The 24073-nt window shown below is 41.6% G+C and carries 2 protein-coding genes; both read right to left on the bottom strand.

Annotated features, from left to right (window positions below):
* Nucleotides 1-14 precede the first annotated feature (14 nt).
* Nucleotides 15-977, bottom strand: coding sequence for a type IX secretion system membrane protein PorP/SprF (locus D1815_RS08645; protein ID WP_118386632.1), 963 nt, complete (start codon nt 975-977; stop codon nt 15-17).
* A gap of 69 nt (nt 978-1046) precedes the next feature.
* Entirely contained in the window at nt 1047-23138 is a 22092-nt protein-coding gene (locus D1815_RS08650; protein ID WP_118386633.1) for a gliding motility-associated C-terminal domain-containing protein, read from the bottom strand.
* Nucleotides 23139-24073: the final 935 nt, after the last annotated feature.

Consider the following 24073-nt stretch of genomic DNA (forward strand, 5'->3'; position numbering starts at 1 on the left):
CCTAATCATTTTTTCTAAAAGAATCTAGGAGTTAGCATTCTGTTATATTTTCTGAATAATTCAAAACGTAACATAACTTCATAACTTCCATCATTAAACTGTGTTCTACCCAATTCTGTAGACTCCTTATCATATGCAAATCCGATCATTAAAGAATCTGATACCTGGAACCCAGCCATCGCACTAAATGCTGCACTCCATCTATATCCTACCCCAAGAGTAAGTTTATCATACAACAAGAAATTAGCTGATAAATCTACTTGTAGCGGGGCTCCAAAAACCAACTTACTTAAAATCGCTGGTTTAAACTTTACAGTATCACTTAAATCAAAAACATGACCCGCTATTAAATAATAATTAATTCTTTCTTCTGCTATAAATGAGGAGTTTCCATTACTATCTATCGCTGCGCTTTCATCAAAATGATCTGTCTCTAATAAATTAGGAGCACTTAATCCTAAATAAAACTTATCAGTATGATAATAAATACCAGCACCAACATTAGGGCTAAATTTATTATCTATATTTCCATTATTAAAAAGAGGATCTCCAGTATCAAACTGTGACAATCGATCAAAATCCACATTTAATAAATGTCCACCTGCCTTTATTCCAAAACTTAATTTCCCGGTATCCGAAGTAGGAATCGTATAAGAAAAATCAATATCAAAATATGTTTCATCAGTGGGTCCGATCTCGTCATTTACAATTGACAAGCCTAATCCAACTCGATTATTATCTCCTATGGGTGTATTTAGAGTTAATGTTTGAGTGCGTGGAGCTCCATCAAGTCCTACCCATTGACTACGATGTAAACCCATTATACTCATAACCCCTCGACTACCTGCATAAGCAGGATTTACACTAATTGTGTTATACATGTACTGAGTATACTGAGCATCTTGTTGGGCCCAATTATTTTGTTGGAAGACGAAGCCTAAAAGAACTGTTACAATTAGTATATATTTTTTTCTCATTAACTTTTATTTAAAAAATTCAAGTAAAACCCTTACAGGTTTCCACTGTGAATATCTGTTATATTCACTTTACATATTGATATATAAATAACCAACCTTATTTATTGTTTGCCCCGTTTCTGTGACATATTCCAAAACATAATAATATGTTCCTACAGGCAACTTGTTGTTCTGTGAAATAGTAACTCTTCCATTACTTATTCCTGCAAACAATTCTACACCTGGTTGTTCATAACCATCTTCTTCAAACACCTGAACTCCCCATCTGTTATAGATTCTTAATGTATTATCTGGGAAGTTTCTTAACCCTACAATCCTGAAATCATCATTAATTCCATCTCCATTAGGAGTTATACCAGTATAGATTATGATTGGATCATCAGAAAGGATTTCGATCACTGTTTCATCTTCTGCATCTCCGTCATTATCAAGATCTACATCTGTTGTATCTGTAGGATCATCAGAAAGATCAATAACATCATCTCCATTTGGATCCTGACCAGTCACTGTAGCTTGATTTATAACTTCTCCTAATAGAATATCCTCTGCCGTTAATACATAAGTAGCAGTGAATGTGGTCATATCTATCTCACCAACTGCTAGATCTATTGGACCTCCAGTAACAACAATACCTGGTAATGGATCTGTAAGAATAATATTAGTAACATCAACATTACCTGTGTTCTCTACCGTAAAGGTATACTGAATCTCATCGCCTACATTTGGCAAATCATCACCATTAACATCAACATAGAAACCTGTCTTAGTTAAAGCTAAATTAGGTAGCTGTTCAATATCCGTAATCGTCTCATCATTTGTAGGGTCATTATCTCCATTATCATCAACAGTCTCATCTCCATTATCAGATATATCGATAACATCATTATCATCAGGATCATCTCCAATTACAGTTGCACTATTGATCACTTCTCCATTGTTAATATCAGCTTGTGAAATTGCATAAGTAGCAGTTGCCGTTCCTGTTTCTCCTGGAGCTAAAATAGATGGTGTAACTGGTAGATTAATACTTCCTGTTAGCATATCATCTATGAAGATATTATCAATTGTTACATTTCCTGTATTAGTAACTGTAAAAGTGTATGTAATAACATCTCCTACATTAGAACCACTAGCCACTCCTGTTTTAACTAAGGTTAATTCTGGAACTGGAACTGTATAGTTTGTCTCATCATCCTCTATCGGGGTATCTGCATCTGGAGTACTATCCGGTGTACTATCTGGATCAAAGTTATCACTCGCTGTAATTTCAGCAAAATTCGTATAATTACCTGTATCTGTAATTACAGCAGTATAGGTTAACACTAATGGAGTTGTTGTTGAAATATTTAAACCATTCCAACTAATAATACTTCCACTAATGGTACCACCATTACTAATACTACCAATTGCAGTATATCCATCAGGAATCGTATCTCCAACACCAACACCTGTAGCATCATTTGGACCATCATTACTAATTGTAATGCTAAAGGTCACTGTATCTCCAACACTAATCACAGTATTAGTATCTGCATCAGTAGTTAATACTGCACTCTTAGCAATACTTAAGTCATTTGCTGTATTAACGCCTGGATCTGCATCATCTTGATCATCCTCGGCCAATACATCATTGTCTGGTGTACTGTCAGGATCAAAGTTATCACTAGCCGTTACTTCGGCTACATTTACATACGTACCCGTAGCATTCACGGTTGCTATAATCGTTAAGGTAGCTGTACCACTCGTATTGATCGTACCAATATCCCAAACGCCAGTACCTACAGTATACGTACCTTGACTTACCGTTGGAGTACCTACAATCGTATACCCAGTTGGAACCTGATCCGTTACTTCAACGCCAGTAGCATTCGCCGAATCGCCATTACTTACTGTAACGGTAAAGGTAACTGTATCTCCTGCAGTAGCAGTCGTACTACCATCTGCATCTGTTGTTAATACAACGCCTTTACTAAGCGATAAATCACTTACGGGACCAACGCCTGGATCTGCATCATCTTGGTCATCCTCGGCCAATACATCATTGTCTGGTGTACTGTCAGGATCAAAGTTATCACTAGCCGTTACTTCGGCTACATTTACATACGTACCCGTAGCATTCACGGTTGCTATAATCGTTAAGGTAGCTGTACCACTCGTATTGATCGTACCAATATCCCAAACGCCAGTACCTACAGTATACGTACCTTGACTTACCGTTGGAGTACCTACAATCGTATACCCATTTGGAACCTGATCCGTTACTTCAACGCCAGTAGCATTCGCCGAACCGCCATTACTTACTGTAACTGTAAAGGTAACCGTATCACCTGCAGTAGCAGTCGTACTACCATCTGCATCTGTTGTTAATACAACGCCTTTACTAAGCGATAAATCACTTACGGGTGCAACGCCTGGATCTGCATCATCTTGATCATCCTCGGCCAATACATCATTGTCTGGTGTACTGTCAGGATCAAAGTTATCACTAGCCGTTACTTCGGCTACATTTACATACGTACCCGTAGCATTCACGGTTGCTATAATCGTTAAGGTAGCTGTACCACTCGTATTGATCGTACCAATATCCCAAACGCCAGTACCTACAGTATACGTACCTTGACTTACCGTTGGAGTACCTACAATCGTATACCCATTTGGAACCTGATCCGTTACTTCAACACCAGTAGCATTCGCCGAACCGCCATTACTTACTGTAACGGTAAAGGTAACCGTATCTCCTGCAGTAGCAGTCGTACTACCATCTGCATCTGTTGTTAATACAACGCCTTTACTAAGCGATAAATCACTTACGGGAGAAACGCCTGGATCTGCATCATCTTGATCATCCTCGGCCAATACATCATTGTCTGGTGTACTGTCAGGATCAAAGTTATCACTAGCCGTTACTTCGGCTACATTTACATACGTACCCGTAGCATTCACAGTCGCTATAATCGTTAAGGTAGCTGTACCACTCGTATTGATCGTACCAATATCCCAAACGCCAGTACCTACGGTATACGTACCTTGACTTACCGTTGGAGTACCTACAATCGTATACCCATTTGGAACCTGATCCGTTACTTCAACGCCAGTAGCATTTGCCGAACCGCCATTACTTACTGTAACGGTAAAGGTAACCGTATCTCCTGCAGTAGCAGTCGTACTACCATCTGCATCTGTTGTTAATACAACGCCTTTACTAAGCGATAAATCACTTACGGGAGAAACGCCTGGATCTGCATCATCTTGGTCATCCTCGGCCAATACATCATTGTCTGGTGTACTGTCAGGATCAAAGTTATCACTAGCCGTTACTTCGGCTACATTTACATACGTACCCGTAGCATTCACAGTCGCTATAATCGTTAAGGTAGCTGTACCACTCGTATTGATCGTACCAATATCCCAAACGCCAGTACCTACGGTATACGTACCTTGACTTACCGTTGGAGTACCTACAATCGTATACCCATTTGGAACCTGATCCGTTACTTCAACGCCAGTAGCATTTGCCGAACCGCCATTACTTACTGTAACGGTAAAGGTAACCGTATCTCCTGCAGTAGCAGTCGTACTACCATCTGCATCTGTTGTTAATACAACGCCTTTACTAAGCGATAAATCACTTACGGGAGAAACGCCTGGATCTGCATCATCTTGGTCATCCTCGGCCAATACATCATTGTCTGGTGTACTGTCAGGATCAAAGTTATCACTAGCCGTTACTTCGGCTACATTTACATACGTACCCGTAGCATTCACGGTTGCTATAATCGTTAAGGTAGCTGTACCACTCGTATTGATCGTACCAATATCCCAAACGCCAGTACCTACAGTATACGTACCTTGACTTACCGTTGGAGTACCTACAATCGTATACCCATTTGGAACCTGATCCGTCACTTCAACGCCAGTAGCATTTGCCGAACCGCCATTACTTACTGTAACGGTAAAGGTAACTGTATCTCCTGCAGTAGCAGTCGTACTACCATCTGCATCTGTTGTTAATACAACGCCTTTACTAAGCGATAAATCACTTACGGGTGCAACGCCTGGATCTGCATCATCTTGATCATCCTCGGCCAATACATCATTGTCTGGTGTACTGTCAGGATCAAAGTTATCACTAGCCGTTACTTCGGCTACATTTACATACGTACCCGTAGCATTCACGGTTGCTATAATCGTTAAGGTAGCTGTACCACTCGTATTGATCGTACCAATATCCCAAACGCCAGTACCTACGGTATACGTACCTTGACTTACCGTTGGAGTACCTACAATCGTATACCCATTTGGAACCTGATCCGTTACTTCAACGCCAGTAGCATTTGCCGAACCGCCATTACTTACTGTAACGGTAAAGGTAACCGTATCTCCTGCAGTAGCAGTCGTACTACCATCTGCATCTGTTGTTAATACAACGCCTTTACTAAGCGATAAATCACTTACGGGTGCAACGCCTGGATCTGCATCATCTTGATCATCCTCGGCCAATACATCATTGTCTGGTGTACTGTCAGGATCAAAGTTATCACTAGCCGTTACTTCGGCTACATTTACATACGTACCCGTAGCATTCACAGTCGCTATAATCGTTAAGGTAGCTGTACCACTCGTATTGATCGTACCAATATCCCAAACGCCAGTACCTACAGTATACGTACCTTGACTTACCGTTGGAGTACCTACAATCGTATACCCATTTGGAACCTGATCCGTCACTTCAACGCCAGTAGCATTCGCCGAACCGCCATTACTTACTGTAACGGTAAAGGTAACCGTATCTCCTGCAGTAGCAGTCGTACTACCATCTGCATCTGTTGTTAATACAACGCCTTTACTAAGCGATAAATCACTTACGGGAGAAACGCCTGGATCTGCATCATCTTGATCATCCTCGGCCAATACATCATTGTCTGGTGTACTGTCAGGATCAAAGTTATCACTAGCCGTTACTTCGGCTACATTTACATACGTACCCGTAGCATTCACAGTCGCTATAATCGTTAAGGTAGCTGTACCACTCGTATTGATCGTACCAATATCCCAAACGCCAGTACCTACGGTATACGTACCTTGACTTACCGTTGGAGTACCTACAATCGTATACCCATTTGGAACCTGATCCGTTACTTCAACGCCAGTAGCATTTGCCGAACCGCCATTACTTACTGTAACGGTAAAGGTAACCGTATCTCCTGCAGTAGCAGTCGTACTACCATCTGCATCTGTTGTTAATACAACGCCTTTACTAAGCGATAAATCACTTACGGGAGAAACGCCTGGATCTGCATCATCTTGGTCATCCTCGGCCAATACATCATTGTCTGGTGTACTGTCAGGATCAAAGTTATCACTAGCCGTTACTTCGGCTACATTTACATACGTACCCGTAGCATTCACGGTTGCTATAATCGTTAAGGTAGCTGTACCACTCGTATTGATCGTACCAATATCCCAAACGCCAGTACCTACAGTATACGTACCTTGACTTACCGTTGGAGTACCTACAATCGTATACCCATTTGGAACCTGATCCGTCACTTCAACGCCAGTAGCATTTGCCGAACCGCCATTACTTACTGTAACGGTAAAGGTAACTGTATCTCCTGCAGTAGCAGTCGTACTACCATCTGCATCTGTTGTTAATACAACGCCTTTACTAAGCGATAAATCACTTACGGGTGCAACGCCTGGATCTGCATCATCTTGATCATCCTCGGCCAATACATCATTGTCTGGTGTACTGTCAGGATCAAAGTTATCACTAGCCGTTACTTCGGCTACATTTACATACGTACCCGTAGCATTCACGGTTGCTATAATCGTTAAGGTAGCTGTACCACTCGTATTGATCGTACCAATATCCCAAACGCCAGTACCTACAGTATACGTACCTTGACTTACCGTTGGAGTACCTACAATCGTATACCCAGTTGGAACCTGATCCGTTACTTCAACACCAGTAGCATTCGCCGAACCGCCATTACTTACTGTAACTGTAAAGGTAACCGTATCACCTGCAGTAGCAGTCGTACTACCATCTGCATCTGTTGTTAATACAACGCCTTTACTAAGCGATAAATCACTTACGGGAGAAACGCCTGGATCTGCATCATCTTGATCATCCTCGGCCAATACATCATTGTCTGGTGTACTGTCAGGATCAAAGTTATCACTAGCCGTTACTTCGGCTACATTTACATACGTACCCGTAGCATTCACAGTCGCTATAATCGTTAAGGTAGCTGTACCACTCGTATTGATCGTACCAATATCCCAAACGCCAGTACCTACAGTATACGTACCTTGACTTACCGTTGGAGTACCTACAATCGTATACCCAGTTGGAACCTGATCCGTTACTTCAACGCCAGTAGCATTCGCCGAACCGCCATTACTTACTGTAACGGTAAAGGTAACCGTATCACCTGCAGTAGCAGTCGTACTACCATCTGCATCTGTTGTTAATACAACGCCTTTACTAAGCGATAAATCACTTACGGGACCAACGCCTGGATCTGCATCATCTTGGTCATCCTCGGCCAATACATCATTGTCTGGTGTACTGTCAGGATCAAAGTTATCACTAGCCGTTACTTCGGCTACATTTACATACGTACCCGTAGCATTCACGGTTGCTATAATCGTTAAGGTAGCTGTACCACTCGTATTGATCGTACCAATATCCCAAACGCCAGTACCTACAGTATACGTACCTTGACTTACCGTTGGAGTACCTACAATCGTATACCCATTTGGAACCTGATCCGTCACTTCAACGCCAGTAGCATTTGCCGAACCGCCATTACTTACTGTAACGGTAAAGGTAACTGTATCTCCTGCAGTAGCAGTCGTACTACCATCTGCATCTGTTGTTAATACAACGCCTTTACTAAGCGATAAATCACTTACGGGACCAACGCCTGGATCTGCATCATCTTGATCATCCTCGGCCAATACATCATTGTCTGGTGTACTGTCAGGATCAAAGTTATCACTAGCCGTTACTTCGGCTACATTTACATACGTACCCGTAGCATTCACAGTCGCTATAATCGTTAAGGTAGCTGTACCACTCGTATTGATCGTACCAATATCCCAAACGCCAGTACCTACAGTATACGTACCTTGACTTACCGTTGGAGTACCTACAATCGTATACCCATTTGGAACCTGATCCGTCACTTCAACGCCAGTAGCATTTGCCGAACCGCCATTACTTACTGTAACGGTAAAGGTAACCGTATCACCTGCAGTAGCAGTCGTACTACCATCTGCATCTGTTGTTAATACAACGCCTTTACTAAGCGATAAATCACTTACGGGTGCAACGCCTGGATCTGCATCATCTTGATCATCCTCGGCCAATACATCATTGTCTGGTGTACTGTCAGGATCAAAGTTATCACTAGCCGTTACTTCGGCTACATTTACATACGTACCCGTAGCATTCACGGTTGCTATAATCGTTAAGGTAGCTGTACCACTCGTATTGATCGTACCAATATCCCAAACGCCAGTACCTACAGTATACGTACCTTGACTTACCGTTGGAGTACCTACAATCGTATACCCATTTGGAACCTGATCCGTTACTTCAACACCAGTAGCATTCGCCGAACCGCCATTACTTACTGTAACGGTAAAGGTAACCGTATCTCCTGCAGTAGCAGTCGTACTACCATCTGCATCTGTTGTTAATACAACGCCTTTACTAAGCGATAAATCACTTACGGGTGCAACGCCTGGATCTGCATCATCTTGATCATCCTCGGCCAATACATCATTGTCTGGTGTACTGTCAGGATCAAAGTTATCACTAGCCGTTACTTCGGCTACATTTACATACGTACCCGTAGCATTCACAGTCGCTATAATCGTTAAGGTAGCTGTACCACTCGTATTGATCGTACCAATATCCCAAACGCCAGTACCTACGGTATACGTACCTTGACTTACCGTTGGAGTACCTACAATCGTATACCCATTTGGAACCTGATCCGTTACTTCAACGCCAGTAGCATTTGCCGAACCGCCATTACTTACTGTAACGGTAAAGGTAACCGTATCTCCTGCAGTAGCAGTCGTACTACCATCTGCATCTGTTGTTAATACAACGCCTTTACTAAGCGATAAATCACTTACGGGTGCAACGCCTGGATCTGCATCATCTTGATCATCCTCGGCCAATACATCATTGTCTGGTGTACTGTCAGGATCAAAGTTATCACTAGCCGTTACTTCGGCTACATTTACATACGTACCCGTAGCATTCACGGTTGCTATAATCGTTAAGGTAGCTGTACCACTCGTATTGATCGTACCAATATCCCAAACGCCAGTACCTACAGTATACGTACCTTGACTTACCGTTGGAGTACCTACAATCGTATACCCAGTTGGAACCTGATCCGTTACTTCAACGCCAGTAGCATTCGCCGAACCGCCATTACTTACTGTAACGGTAAAGGTAACTGTATCACCTGCAGTAGCAGTCGTACTACCATCTGCATCTGTTGTTAATACAACGCCTTTACTAAGCGATAAATCACTTACGGGTGCAACGCCTGGATCTGCATCATCTTGATCATCCTCGGCCAATACATCATTGTCTGGTGTACTGTCAGGATCAAAGTTATCACTAGCCGTTACTTCGGCTACATTTACATACGTACCCGTAGCATTCACGGTTGCTATAATCGTTAAGGTAGCTGTACCACTCGTATTGATCGTACCAATATCCCAAACGCCAGTACCTACGGTATACGTACCTTGACTTACCGTTGGAGTACCTACAATCGTATACCCATTTGGAACCTGATCCGTTACTTCAACGCCAGTAGCATTTGCCGAACCGCCATTACTTACTGTAACGGTAAAGGTAACCGTATCTCCTGCAGTAGCAGTCGTACTACCATCTGCATCTGTTGTTAATACAACGCCTTTACTAAGCGATAAATCACTTACGGGTGCAACGCCTGGATCTGCATCATCTTGATCATCCTCGGCCAATACATCATTGTCTGGTGTACTGTCAGGATCAAAGTTATCACTAGCCGTTACTTCGGCTACATTTACATACGTACCCGTAGCATTCACAGTCGCTATAATCGTTAAGGTAGCTGTACCACTCGTATTGATCGTACCAATATCCCAAACGCCAGTACCTACAGTATACGTACCTTGACTTACCGTTGGAGTACCTACAATCGTATACCCATTTGGAACCTGATCCGTTACTTCAACGCCAGTAGCATTCGCCGAACCGCCATTACTTACTGTAACGGTAAAGGTAACCGTATCACCTGCAGTAGCAGTCGTACTACCATCTGCATCTGTTGTTAATACAACGCCTTTACTAAGCGATAAATCACTTACGGGAGAAACGCCTGGATCTGCATCATCTTGGTCATCCTCGGCCAATACATCATTGTCTGGTGTACTGTCAGGATCAAAGTTATCACTAGCCGTTACTTCGGCTACATTTACATACGTACCCGTAGCATTCACGGTTGCTATAATCGTTAAGGTAGCTGTACCACTCGTATTGATCGTACCAATATCCCAAACGCCAGTACCTACAGTATACGTACCTTGACTTACCGTTGGAGTACCTACAATCGTATACCCATTTGGAACCTGATCCGTTACTTCAACGCCAGTAGCATTTGCCGAACCGCCATTACTTACTGTAACGGTAAAGGTAACTGTATCTCCTGCAGTAGCAGTCGTACTACCATCTGCATCTGTTGTTAATACAACGCCTTTACTAAGCGATAAATCACTTACGGGACCAACGCCTGGATCTGCATCATCTTGATCATCCTCGGCCAATACATCATTGTCTGGTGTACTGTCAGGATCAAAGTTATCACTAGCCGTTACTTCGGCTACATTTACATACGTACCCGTAGCATTCACAGTCGCTATAATCGTTAAGGTAGCTGTACCACTCGTATTGATCGTACCAATATCCCAAACGCCAGTACCTACAGTATACGTACCTTGACTTACCGTTGGAGTACCTACAATCGTATACCCAGTTGGAACCTGATCCGTTACTTCAACGCCAGTAGCATTTGCCGAACCGCCATTACTTACTGTAACGGTAAAGGTAACCGTATCACCTGCAGTAGCAGTCGTACTACCATCTGCATCTGTTGTTAATACAACGCCTTTACTAAGCGATAAATCACTTACGGGACCAACGCCTGGATCTGCATCATCTTGGTCATCCTCGGCCAATACATCATTGTCTGGTGTACTGTCAGGATCAAAGTTATCACTAGCCGTTACTTCGGCTACATTTACATACGTACCCGTAGCATTCACGGTTGCTATAATCGTTAAGGTAGCTGTACCACTCGTATTGATCGTACCAATATCCCAAACGCCAGTACCTACAGTATACGTACCTTGACTTACCGTTGGAGTACCTACAATCGTATATCCATTTGGAACCTGATCCGTTACTTCAACGCCAGTAGCATTTGCCGAACCGCCATTACTTACTGTAACGGTAAAGGTAACTGTATCTCCTGCAGTAGCAGTCGTACTACCATCTGCATCTGTTGTTAATACAACGCCTTTACTAAGCGATAAATCACTTACGGGTGCAACGCCTGGATCTGCATCATCTTGGTCATCCTCGGCCAATACATCATTGTCTGGTGTACTGTCAGGATCAAAGTTATCACTAGCCGTTACTTCGGCTACATTTACATACGTACCCGTAGCATTCACGGTTGCTATAATCGTTAAGGTAGCTGTACCACTCGTATTGATCGTACCAATATCCCAAACACCAGTACCTACGGTATACGTACCTTGACTTACCGTTGGAGTACCTACAATCGTATACCCATTTGGAACCTGATCCGTTACTTCAACGCCAGTAGCATTTGCCGAACCGCCATTACTTACTGTAACGGTAAAGGTAACCGTATCTCCTGCAGTAGCAGTCGTACTACCATCTGCATCTGTTGTTAATACAACGCCTTTACTAAGCGATAAATCACTTACGGGTGCAACGCCTGGATCTGCATCATCTTGATCATCCTCGGCCAATACATCATTGTCTGGTGTACTGTCAGGATCAAAGTTATCACTAGCCGTTACTTCGGCTACATTTACATACGTACCCGTAGCATTCACGGTTGCTATAATCGTTAAGGTAGCTGTACCACTCGTATTGATCGTACCAATATCCCAAACGCCAGTACCTACAGTATACGTACCTTGACTTACCGTTGGAGTACCTACAATCGTATACCCATTTGGAACCTGATCCGTTACTTCAACACCAGTAGCATTCGCCGAATCGCCATTACTTACTGTAACGGTAAAGGTAACCGTATCTCCTGCAGTAGCAGTCGTACTACCATCTGCATCTGTTGTTAATACAACGCCTTTACTAAGCGATAAATCACTTACGGGAGAAACGCCTGGATCTGCATCATCTTGGTCATCCTCGGCCAATACATCATTGTCTGGTGTACTGTCAGGATCAAAGTTATCACTAGCCGTTACTTCGGCTACATTTACATACGTACCCGTAGCATTCACGGTTGCTATAATCGTTAAGGTAGCTGTACCACTCGTATTGATCGTACCAATATCCCAAACGCCAGTACCTACAGTATACGTACCTTGACTTACCGTTGGAGTACCTACAATCGTATACCCATTTGGAACCTGATCCGTTACTTCAACACCAGTAGCATTCGCCGAATCGCCATTACTTACTGTAACGGTAAAGGTAACCGTATCTCCTGCAGTAGCAGTCGTACTACCATCTGCATCTGTTGTTAATACAACGCCTTTACTAAGCGATAAATCACTTACGGGAGAAACGCCTGGATCTGCATCATCTTGGTCATCCTCGGCCAATACATCATTGTCTGGTGTACTGTCAGGATCAAAGTTATCACTAGCCGTTACTTCGGCTACATTTACATACGTACCCGTAGCATTCACGGTTGCTATAATCGTTAAGGTAGCTGTACCACTCGTATTGATCGTACCAATATCCCAAACGCCAGTACCTACAGTATACGTACCTTGACTTACCGTTGGAGTACCTACAATCGTATACCCATTTGGAACCTGATCCGTTACTTCAACGCCAGTAGCATTTGCCGAACCGCCATTACTTACTGTAACGGTAAAGGTAACTGTATCTCCTGCAGTAGCAGTCGTACTACCATCTGCATCTGTTGTTAATACAACGCCTTTACTAAGCGATAAATCACTTACGGGTGCAACGCCTGGATCTGCATCATCTTGATCATCCTCGGCCAATACATCATTGTCTGGTGTACTGTCAGGATCAAAGTTATCACTAGCCGTTACTTCGGCTACATTTACATACGTACCCGTAGCATTCACAGTCGCTATAATCGTTAAGGTAGCTGTACCACTCGTATTGATCGTACCAATATCCCAAACGCCAGTACCTACAGTATACGTACCTTGACTTACCGTTGGAGTACCTACAATCGTATACCCAGTTGGAACCTGATCCGTCACTTCAACGCCAGTAGCATTTGCCGAACCGCCATTACTTACTGTAACGGTAAAGGTAACCGTATCACCTGCAGTAGCAGTCGTACTACCATCTGCATCTGTTGTTAATACAACGCCTTTACTAAGCGATAAATCACTTACGGGACCAACGCCTGGATCTGCATCATCTTGGTCATCCTCGGCCAATACATCATTGTCTGGTGTACTGTCAGGATCAAAGTTATCACTAGCCGTTACTTCGGCTACATTTACATACGTACCCGTAGCATTCACGGTTGCTATAATCGTTAAGGTAGCTGTACCACTCGTATTGATCGTACCAATATCCCAAACGCCAGTACCTACAGTATACGTACCTTGACTTACCGTTGGAGTACCTACAATCGTATATCCATTTGGAACCTGATCCGTTACTTCAACGCCAGTAGCATTTGCCGAACCGCCATTACTTACTGTAACGGTAAAGGTAACTGTATCTCCTGCAGTAGCAGTCGTACTACCATCTGCATCTGTTGTTAATACAACGCCTTTACTAAGCGATAAATCACTTACGGGTGCAACGCCTGGATCTGCATCATCTTGATCATCCTCGGCCAATACATCATTGTCTGGTGTACTGTCAGGATCAAAGTTATCACTAGCCGTTACTTCGGCTACATTTACATACGTACCCGTAGCATTCACGGTTGCTATAATCGTTAAGGTAGCTGTACCACTCGTATTGATCGTACCAATATCCCAAACGCCAGTACCTACAGTATACGTACCTTGACTTACCGTTGGAGTACCTACAATCGTATACCCATTTGGAACCTGATCCGTTACTTCAACACCAGTAGCATTCGCCGAATCGCCATTACTTACTGTAACGGTAAAGGTAACCGTATCTCCTGCAGTAGCAGTCGTACTACCATCTGCATCTGTTGTTAATACAACGCCTTTACTAAGCGATAAATCACTTACGGGAGAAACGCCTGGATCTGCATCATCTTGGTCATCCTCGGCCAATACATCATTGTCTGGTGTACTGTCAGGATCAAAGTTATCACTAGCCGTTACTTCGGCTACATTTACATACGTACCCGTAGCATTCACGGTTGCTATAATCGTTAAGGTAGCTGTACCACTCGTATTGATCGTACCAATATCCCAAACGCCAGTACCTACAGTATACGTACCTTGACTTACCGTTGGAGTACCTACAATCGTATACCCATTTGGAACCTGATCCGTTACTTCAACGCCAGTAGCATTTGCCGAACCGCCATTACTTACTGTAACGGTAAAGGTAACTGTATCTCCTGCAGTAGCAGTCGTACTACCATCTGCATCTGTTGTTAATACAACGCCTTTACTAAGCGATAAATCACTTACGGGAGAAACGCCTGGATCTGCATCATCTTGATCATCCTCGGCCAATACATCATTGTCTGGTGTACTGTCAGGATCAAAGTTATCACTAGCCGTTACTTCGGCTACATTTACATACGTACCCGTAGCATTCACAGTCGCTATAATCGTTAAGGTAGCTGTACCACTCGTATTGATCGTACCAATATCCCAAACGCCAGTACCTACGGTATACGTACCTTGACTTACCGTTGGAGTACCTACAATCGTATACCCATTTGGAACCTGATCCGTCACTTCAACGCCAGTAGCATTTGCCGAACCGCCATTACTTACTGTAACGGTAAAGGTAACCGTATCACCTGCAGTAGCAGTCGTACTACCATCTGCATCTGTTGTTAATACAACGCCTTTACTAAGCGATAAATCACTTACGGGAGAAACGCCTGGATCTGCATCATCTTGGTCATCCTCGGCCAATACATCATTGTCTGGTGTACTGTCAGGATCAAAGTTATCACTAGCCGTTACTTCGGCTACATTTACATACGTACCCGTAGCATTCACAGTCGCTATAATCGTTAAGGTAGCTGTACCACTCGTATTGATCGTACCAATATCCCAAACGCCAGTACCTACAGTATACGTACCTTGACTTACCGTTGGAGTACCTACAATCGTATACCCAGTTGGAACCTGATCCGTTACTTCAACGCCAGTAGCATTTGCCGAACCGCCATTACTTACTGTAACGGTAAAGGTAACCGTATCACCTGCAGTAGCAGTCGTACTACCATCTGCATCTGTTGTTAATACAACGCCTTTACTAAGCGATAAATCACTTACGGGACCAACGCCTGGATCTGCATCATCTTGGTCATCCTCGGCCAATACATCATTGTCTGGTGTACTGTCAGGATCAAAGTTATCACTAGCCGTTACTTCGGCTACATTTACATACGTACCCGTAGCATTCACGGTTGCTATAATCGTTAAGGTAGCTGTACCACTCGTATTGATCGTACCAATATCCCAAACGCCAGTACCTACAGTATACGTACCTTGACTTACCGTTGGAGTACCTACAATCGTATACCCATTTGGAACCTGATCCGTCACTTCAACGCCAGTAGCATTTGCCGAACCGCCATTACTTACTGTAACGGTAAAGGTAACTGTATCTCCTGCAGTAGCAGTCGTACTACCATCTGCATCTGTTGTTAATACAACGCCTTTACTAAGCGATAAATCACTTACGGGACCAACGCCTGGATCTGCATCATCTTGATCATCCTCGGCCAATACATCATTGTCTGGTGTACTGTCAGGATCAAAGTTATCACTAGCCGTTACTTCGGCTACATTTACATACGTACCCGTAGCATTCACAGTCGCTATAATCGTTAAGGTAGCTGTACCACTCGTATTGATCGTACCAATATCCCAAACGCCAGTACCTACAGTATACGTACCTTGACTTACCGTTGGAGTACCTACAATCGTATACCCATTTGGAACCTGATCCGTCACTTCAACGCCAGTAGCATTTGCCGAACCGCCATTACTTACTGTAACGGTAAAGGTAACCGTATCACCTGCAGTAGCAGTCGTACTACCATCTGCATCTGTTGTTAATACAACGCCTTTACTAAGCGATAAATCACTTACGGGTGCAACGCCTGGATCTGCATCATCTTGATCATCCTCGGCCAATACATCATTGTCTGGTGTACTGTCAGGATCAAAGTTATCACTAGCCGTTACTTCGGCTACATTTACATACGTACCCGTAGCATTCACGGTTGCTATAATCGTTAAGGTAGCTGTACCACTCGTATTGATCGTACCAATATCCCAAACGCCAGTACCTACAGTATACGTACCTTGACTTACCGTTGGAGTACCTACAATCGTATACCCATTTGGAACCTGATCCGTTACTTCAACACCAGTAGCATTCGCCGAACCGCCATTACTTACTGTAACGGTAAAGGTAACCGTATCTCCTGCAGTAGCAGTCGTACTACCATCTGCATCTGTTGTTAATACAACGCCTTTACTAAGCGATAAATCACTTACGGGTGCAACGCCTGGATCTGCATCATCTTGATCATCCTCGGCCAATACATCATTGTCTGGTGTACTGTCAGGATCAAAGTTATCACTAGCCGTTACTTCGGCTACATTTACATACGTACCCGTAGCATTCACAGTCGCTATAATCGTTAAGGTAGCTGTACCACTCGTATTGATCGTACCAATATCCCAAACGCCAGTACCTACGGTATACGTACCTTGACTTACCGTTGGAGTACCTACAATCGTATACCCATTTGGAACCTGATCCGTTACTTCAACGCCAGTAGCATTTGCCGAACCGCCATTACTTACTGTAACGGTAAAGGTAACCGTATCTCCTGCAGTAGCAGTCGTACTACCATCTGCATCTGTTGTTAATACAACGCCTTTACTAAGCGATAAATCACTTACGGGTGCAACGCCTGGATCTGCATCATCTTGATCATCCTCGGCCAATACATCATTGTCTGGTGTACTGTCAGGATCAAAGTTATCACTAGCCGTTACTTCGGCTACATTTACATACGTACCCGTAGCATTCACGGTTGCTATAATCGTTAAGGTAGCTGTACCACTCGTATTGATCGTACCAATATCCCAAACGCCAGTACCTACAGTATACGTACCTTGACTTACCGTTGGAGTACCTACAATCGTATACCCAGTTGGAACCTGATCCGTTACTTCAACGCCAGTAGCATTCGCCGAACCGCCATTACTTACTGTAACGGTAAAGGTAACTGTATCACCTGCAGTAGCAGTCGTACTACCATCTGCATCTGTTGTTAATACAACGCCTTTACTAAGCGATAAATCACTTACGGGTGCAACGCCTGGATCTGCATCATCTTGATCATCCTCGGCCAATACATCATTGTCTGGTGTACTGTCAGGATCAAAGTTATCACTAGCCGTTACTTCGGCTACATTTACATACGTACCCGTAGCATTCACGGTTGCTATAATCGTTAAGGTAGCTGTACCACTCGTATTGATCGTACCAATATCCCAAACGCCAGTACCTACGGTATACGTACCTTGACTTACCGTTGGAGTACCTACAATCGTATACCCATTTGGAACCTGATCCGTTACTTCAACGCCAGTAGCATTTGCCGAACCGCCATTACTTACTGTAACGGTAAAGGTAACCGTATCTCCTGCAGTAGCAGTCGTACTACCATCTGCATCTGTTGTTAATACAACGCCTTTACTAAGCGATAAATCACTTACGGGTGCAACGCCTGGATCTGCATCATCTTGATCATCCTCGGCCAATACATCATTGTCTGGTGTACTGTCAGGATCAAAGTTATCACTAGCCGTTACTTCGGCTACATTTACATACGTACCCGTAGCATTCACAGTCGCTATAATCGTTAAGGTAGCTGTACCACTCGTATTGATCGTACCAATATCCCAAACGCCAGTACCTACAGTATACGTACCTTGACTTACCGTTGGAGTACCTACAATCGTATACCCATTTGGAACCTGATCCGTTACTTCAACGCCAGTAGCATTCGCCGAACCGCCATTACTTACTGTAACGGTAAAGGTAACCGTATCACCTGCAGTAGCAGTCGTACTACCATCTGCATCTGTTGTTAATACAACGCCTTTACTAAGCGATAAATCACTTACGGGAGAAACGCCTGGATCTGCATCATCTTGGTCATCCTCGGCCAATACATCATTGTCTGGTGTACTGTCAGGATCAAAGTTATCACTAGCCGTTACTTCGGCTACATTTACATACGTACCCGTAGCATTCACGGTTGCTATAATCGTTAAGGTAGCTGTACCACTCGTATTGATCGTACCAATATCCCAAACGCCAGTACCTACAGTATACGTACCTTGACTTACCGTTGGAGTACCTACAATCGTATACCCATTTGGAACCTGATCCGTTACTTCAACGCCAGTAGCATTTGCCGAACCGCCATTACTTACTGTAACGGTAAAGGTAACTGTATCTCCTGCAGTAGCAGTCGTACTACCATCTGCATCTGTTGTTAATACAACGCCTTTACTAAGCGATAAATCACTTACGGGAGAAACGCCTGGATCTGCATCATCTTGATCATCCTCGGCCAATACATCATTGTCTGGTGTACTGTCAGGATCAAAGTTATCACTAGCCGTTACTTCGGCTACATTTACATACGTACCCGTAGCATTCACAGTCGCTATAATCGTTAAGGTAGCTGTACCACTCGTATTGATCGTACCAATATCCCAAACGCCAGTACCTACGGTATACGTACCTTGACTTACCGTTGGAGTACCTACAATCGTATACCCATTTGGAACCTGATCCGTTACTTCAACGCCAGTAGCATTCGCCGAACCGCCATTACTTACTGTAACGGTAAAGGTAACCGTATCTCCTGCAGTAGCAGTCGTACTACCATCTGCATCTGTTGTTAATACAACGCCTTTACTAAGCGATAAATCACTTACGGGTGCAACGCCTGGATCTGCATCATCTTGATCATCCTCGGCCAATACATCATTGTCTGGTGTACTGTCAGGATCAAAGTTATCACTAGCCGTTACTTCGGCTACATTTACATACGTACCCGTAGCATTCACAGTCGCTATAATCGTTAAGGTAGCTGTACCACTCGTATTGATCGTACCAATATCCCAAACGCCAGTACCTACGGTATACGTACCTTGACTTACCGTTGGAGTACCTACAATCGTATACCCATTTGGAACCTGATCCGTTACTTCAACGCCAGTAGCATTTGCCGAACCGCCATTACTTACTGTAACGGTAAAGGTAACCGTATCTCCTGCAGTAGCAGTCGTACTACCATCTGCATCTGTTGTTAATACAACGCCTTTACTAAGCGATAAATCACTAGTTGGATTAACCGTTAACGTTGCACTATTCTGTTCATTAATACATACATTATCAGGGTGCGTTACAATTACATTGTATATATTCCCATTAAGGCTTGTGGTTGGATTTGTAACTGTTAAAGTAGCACCATTAAATCCTGTATAAACTCCACCATCTGTAGTACCATCAATATTAGTTCCATTTCTTTGCCATTGATAAATTATAGCTCCAGAAACGTTTGTAGCAGGAGGAATTGTATAATTTGGTGTCCCTGTAACAAAAGTAGTTGTAGATTCGGCAGTTGCAGTTACACTAAATGTAGCCGTTTCTCCAGCATTTACCGTTTCATTTCCAGGAGTAGTTGTCACCGTCAATTGTGTCGCAACAACCTCATTACCAGTCACTCCATTATAACCACCGGTACCACCGGTTACTAGACCATTTCCATCAAAACCTGTACCATCTAAAACACCATCTTCTGGAGTTGTATCAACTCCACCTGATTCTATGACATCATCACAACCATCATTATCACTATCCAAGTCCTGTCCATTAGGATCGCCATCTCCATCAACATCCATATTACAAGAAGGCGTTAATTCTAAATTAAATTGAAAACTACCTACAAAACCTAAATTAGTATACCTAATTTCTAAATCATCTCCTTTAGTAACATTAAAACTAAAAGAATCGTTTGGAGAATCTGAAGCTCCACAACAAAAAGAAGCAAAAACTTCTCTGGTTCCATTAATAAAAAGCTCGAATACATCATCAACACTAAATCCAGTGCTTCCAAAGGTTAGCACTCCATCTATATCAGCTTCACGTTTGAATATCGTTTGGTAATAAGGCTGAAAACCTACATCATTTATATTTGTTCCTACATAACTTGGAGGAACTAGACCTGTACTCGTATTTGTATCAAAAACTCCTGGCGAAGTCTCAGCATAAGATCCTGATTCATTAAAGCTTAAAGAATTTCCACCTAAAAAAGCCTCTCCAACAAAAGTAGGTGTACCCACAGAACCATTAAGTGTACTGTTCTGATTACTATTTCCAAAAGTAGAACCTACAATTGCAAAATGCCCACTATAATACTCTGTATCCCAATACCCCATACCAAAATTACCATCCTCTACTCCATCCGGACTTCCTATAAGAACAGTACTGACATAACATTCATTCTCATCTAGTATTCCATCATTATCATCATCCAAATCTGTCCAATCCGGTTCTCCATCCATATCCGTATCTACTGCGGATCCATTAATGGTAATTATAAGATTAGCTCCATCAGTATTCGATAAAGCATCCCTTAAAGTGTACGGAATCGTATCAGTTAGTGTTTGTCCTACCAATAAGTTTGCTACTGCTGGATTTGTTTTATCTACCGTATAAACATACGTACCATCGGGATTAACAGTAATAAAACCATAAGTCGTAGCAACTGTCGTTGGCCCTACTACTGGAGTTCCATTAATTGTTATTACAGTTACCCCATTATCTCCTTGCCAAAAAATATCCGAAATACCTGCTATTTGTGCACCTGGATCTGCAGCGGTTGCATCTGGGCCGTAATTATATGATAACACTAATTGATCTATAGGGCCATCAAATGCTACATTGATATTACCTGTAGCATCAGCCTCTATTGCAGTACCTGTACCATAATATGTATCACCTCCTGCATCCACAATTCCACCAGTTATCGTATTCGTAAAATTTACAGGTGTACCATTTAAAAAACCGTGAATGGTAATTTGATCTTGCCAAGTTGTACCCTGAGAATAATCTATATCCACCACTAAAAATCCAAGGTTAAAAACTTCTTGATCAAAATCAATAGTTATAGAGGTATCTGTATTTGGGTTTGTGGCAGGATCTATATTAAACAATAAATATCCTGTATGACCTCCATTAGTAGCTGTATTCTGAGAAGTAAGATTACTAATAGTTCCTATATTATCTGGATCCGCCTCTGTGAAATTTAGTGTAATACCATCAATTGTTCTTGATAAACCATTTACTTCTTGTCCATTTGTAAATTGACTTTCCCAAACTAACATAGATAATGGTCTATCTAATAAGTCTTGACCATTTACACCATCCCCCTCAATAAGGTTACTAGTTGCCGTATTAGAAACGCAAACAGTCACACTATTAGTATCATCGACTGCTGTTGGAGGATCATCAACACCATTAATGGTAATCGTTAAAATACCATAATCAAAATTTCCTTCTAGATCTTCTACGGTATATGCAACAATATCATCTAAACTAGTCCCATTCACTAATCCAGCGACTGCCGGATTGGCTGTATTTACTGTATAAGAATACGATCCGTTGGACTGAATTATAAAAGTTCCATAAAGGGTATTATAACTCGTGCCAACTTCTGATGGAAATACATTTACCTCTGATACTGATAACACCTCTCCTGGTGTATTATCTACATCATTCGTTAACACATTTCCTGTAACGGCTGTCATAGAATTAGCTGCAATGCTGTTATTATCATCAAAAGCTTCTGGTAATCTTGTTACATTAATTATAGTCTGAGAAGAAGAAGAACCTCCTGTTGAATCATTTAATGTAATATCTAATGTTCTTGTTCCTTCAGTGTAAGGATCTGTTAAATCTCCGTAAAATATAACTTGAATAAAATCTTCAAAAACGTTATTAGGAATAGGATCATTGGTAGTTTCTGTAATGGTAAATGTAGTCCCCGTTCGGGATACCTGTAAAACAATACCTCCTCCTCTATCATAAGTGAAGGTATTAGGAGGATTTGCAAAAAAATACAAATCAAAACCTGCTCCATTATTTATTGCCAGTAATTCAGCTGGATCTACAGTTCCACTAACGGTTATCGTAGCACTAGATAAAGTACCTGTATCCGAAGTAATTGCAACATTTCCTCTAGAAATAGCAAAAACATTACCTGTTGTTGGCTCTAAATTATATTCATAATTGTTACCAGCAGTAAACTCATCTAAATCCAATGTAGGAGGATCCGATGGTGATCTCGAAGAAAATGACCTACTTGAAAATACTGGTAATGATTCTGTCTTAAACTCTACTTTTGGTCTTCTTAGCAATAAATCATTACCCTTCAATCTATTTTCTTGGTCCTGCGGATAAAAATTCTGATATGCTTCAACTTTTGTGATTGATAATTCCTTCTGAGAAAAAAGACCCGTAGGATTGATAAAACAAACAAAATATAAAAGAGATAAAAAGAATTTGAGTTTTTTGGATTTTTTATATCCCAATTTAACCTTTGTATTATCCTTATCTAAAAAGATTAATCGATTAATAATAGTTTTATTATTGATTTTTTGCATCAGTACACCTTAGATTTTAATATTTTCTTAAAACAATTTCAGTTAATAGTAAATACAAACAGTTGATTATTCTTTACTATTAATAAGCTTAGGATTTATATATGAAGTACCTACTTACATATATAGTCCTAGAGGAGTACTTAACCATTTAATTGCTTTTCCTTTTTTTAAACTTAGAAAAAACCACTTTAGAAAATTTTTGTTTATCGATAAAACAGTGGTTATCCTTAGTCGAAAAGCATTTTTGTACAGATCAAGTACTTTAAAGTTTATTATATAAATATGGGTACAGAGTAGGTTTACTTGAGAATTCCAAATACGAGGTAGAATAGTATTAGGAAGTAATTGAAAAAAATAAAATACTTTATTTAGTAATTTGTTTTGAAAAAAGAATTCCCAACATATATTCAGTAGATTCTTAGTATTTCTTTTTTTTAGAAATCTAACCAGTTTCAAAAATCTTTTTATAAAAAAAGAGTAAAAGTCACTTAACCAGAAAATCATAGTTACATATACATGTAATGATAGTTTATTCCTTAAAGTAATTATTTTCATACACAGCTATTATTATTAGTTTACTTCTTTTAATTAATCAACTGATAAAGCCATATTAACATTAAATAATACAGATCGAATTTTAATTAAAAATGCACAAAAAAAAGACAACGATTGTTTGAGAATATAACTATAAAAACATTTTACAAGTATTCAAAAAAAAAGACACATGTTAAAATGTTAAAAATTGTCACAAATCAACGTGTTAAAAATTAACATAAAACTCAAAAACATTGATGTCAAACAACAAAAAAACATCAGTGTAATTTTTAATATTTTAAATTTACTTATATTAATCTGATTATCAACAAATAATAACCTCAAAATATTTACTCAAAAACCGTAACAATAAAAACAAGATTAAGCTCGAAAACAAAATA

This window comes from Aquimarina sp. AD1 (assembly GCF_003443695.1).
In the GTDB taxonomy this organism is placed as follows: domain Bacteria; phylum Bacteroidota; class Bacteroidia; order Flavobacteriales; family Flavobacteriaceae; genus Aquimarina; species Aquimarina latercula.

Excerpts from the sequence above, each read along its gene's own strand:
- D1815_RS08645 (WP_118386632.1), bottom strand. The coding sequence starts at position 977 with ATGAGAAAAAAATATATACTAATTGTAACAGTTCTTTTAGGCTTCGTC.
- D1815_RS08650 (WP_118386633.1), bottom strand. The coding sequence starts at position 23,138 with ATGCAAAAAATCAATAATAAAACTATTATTAATCGATTAATCTTTTTA.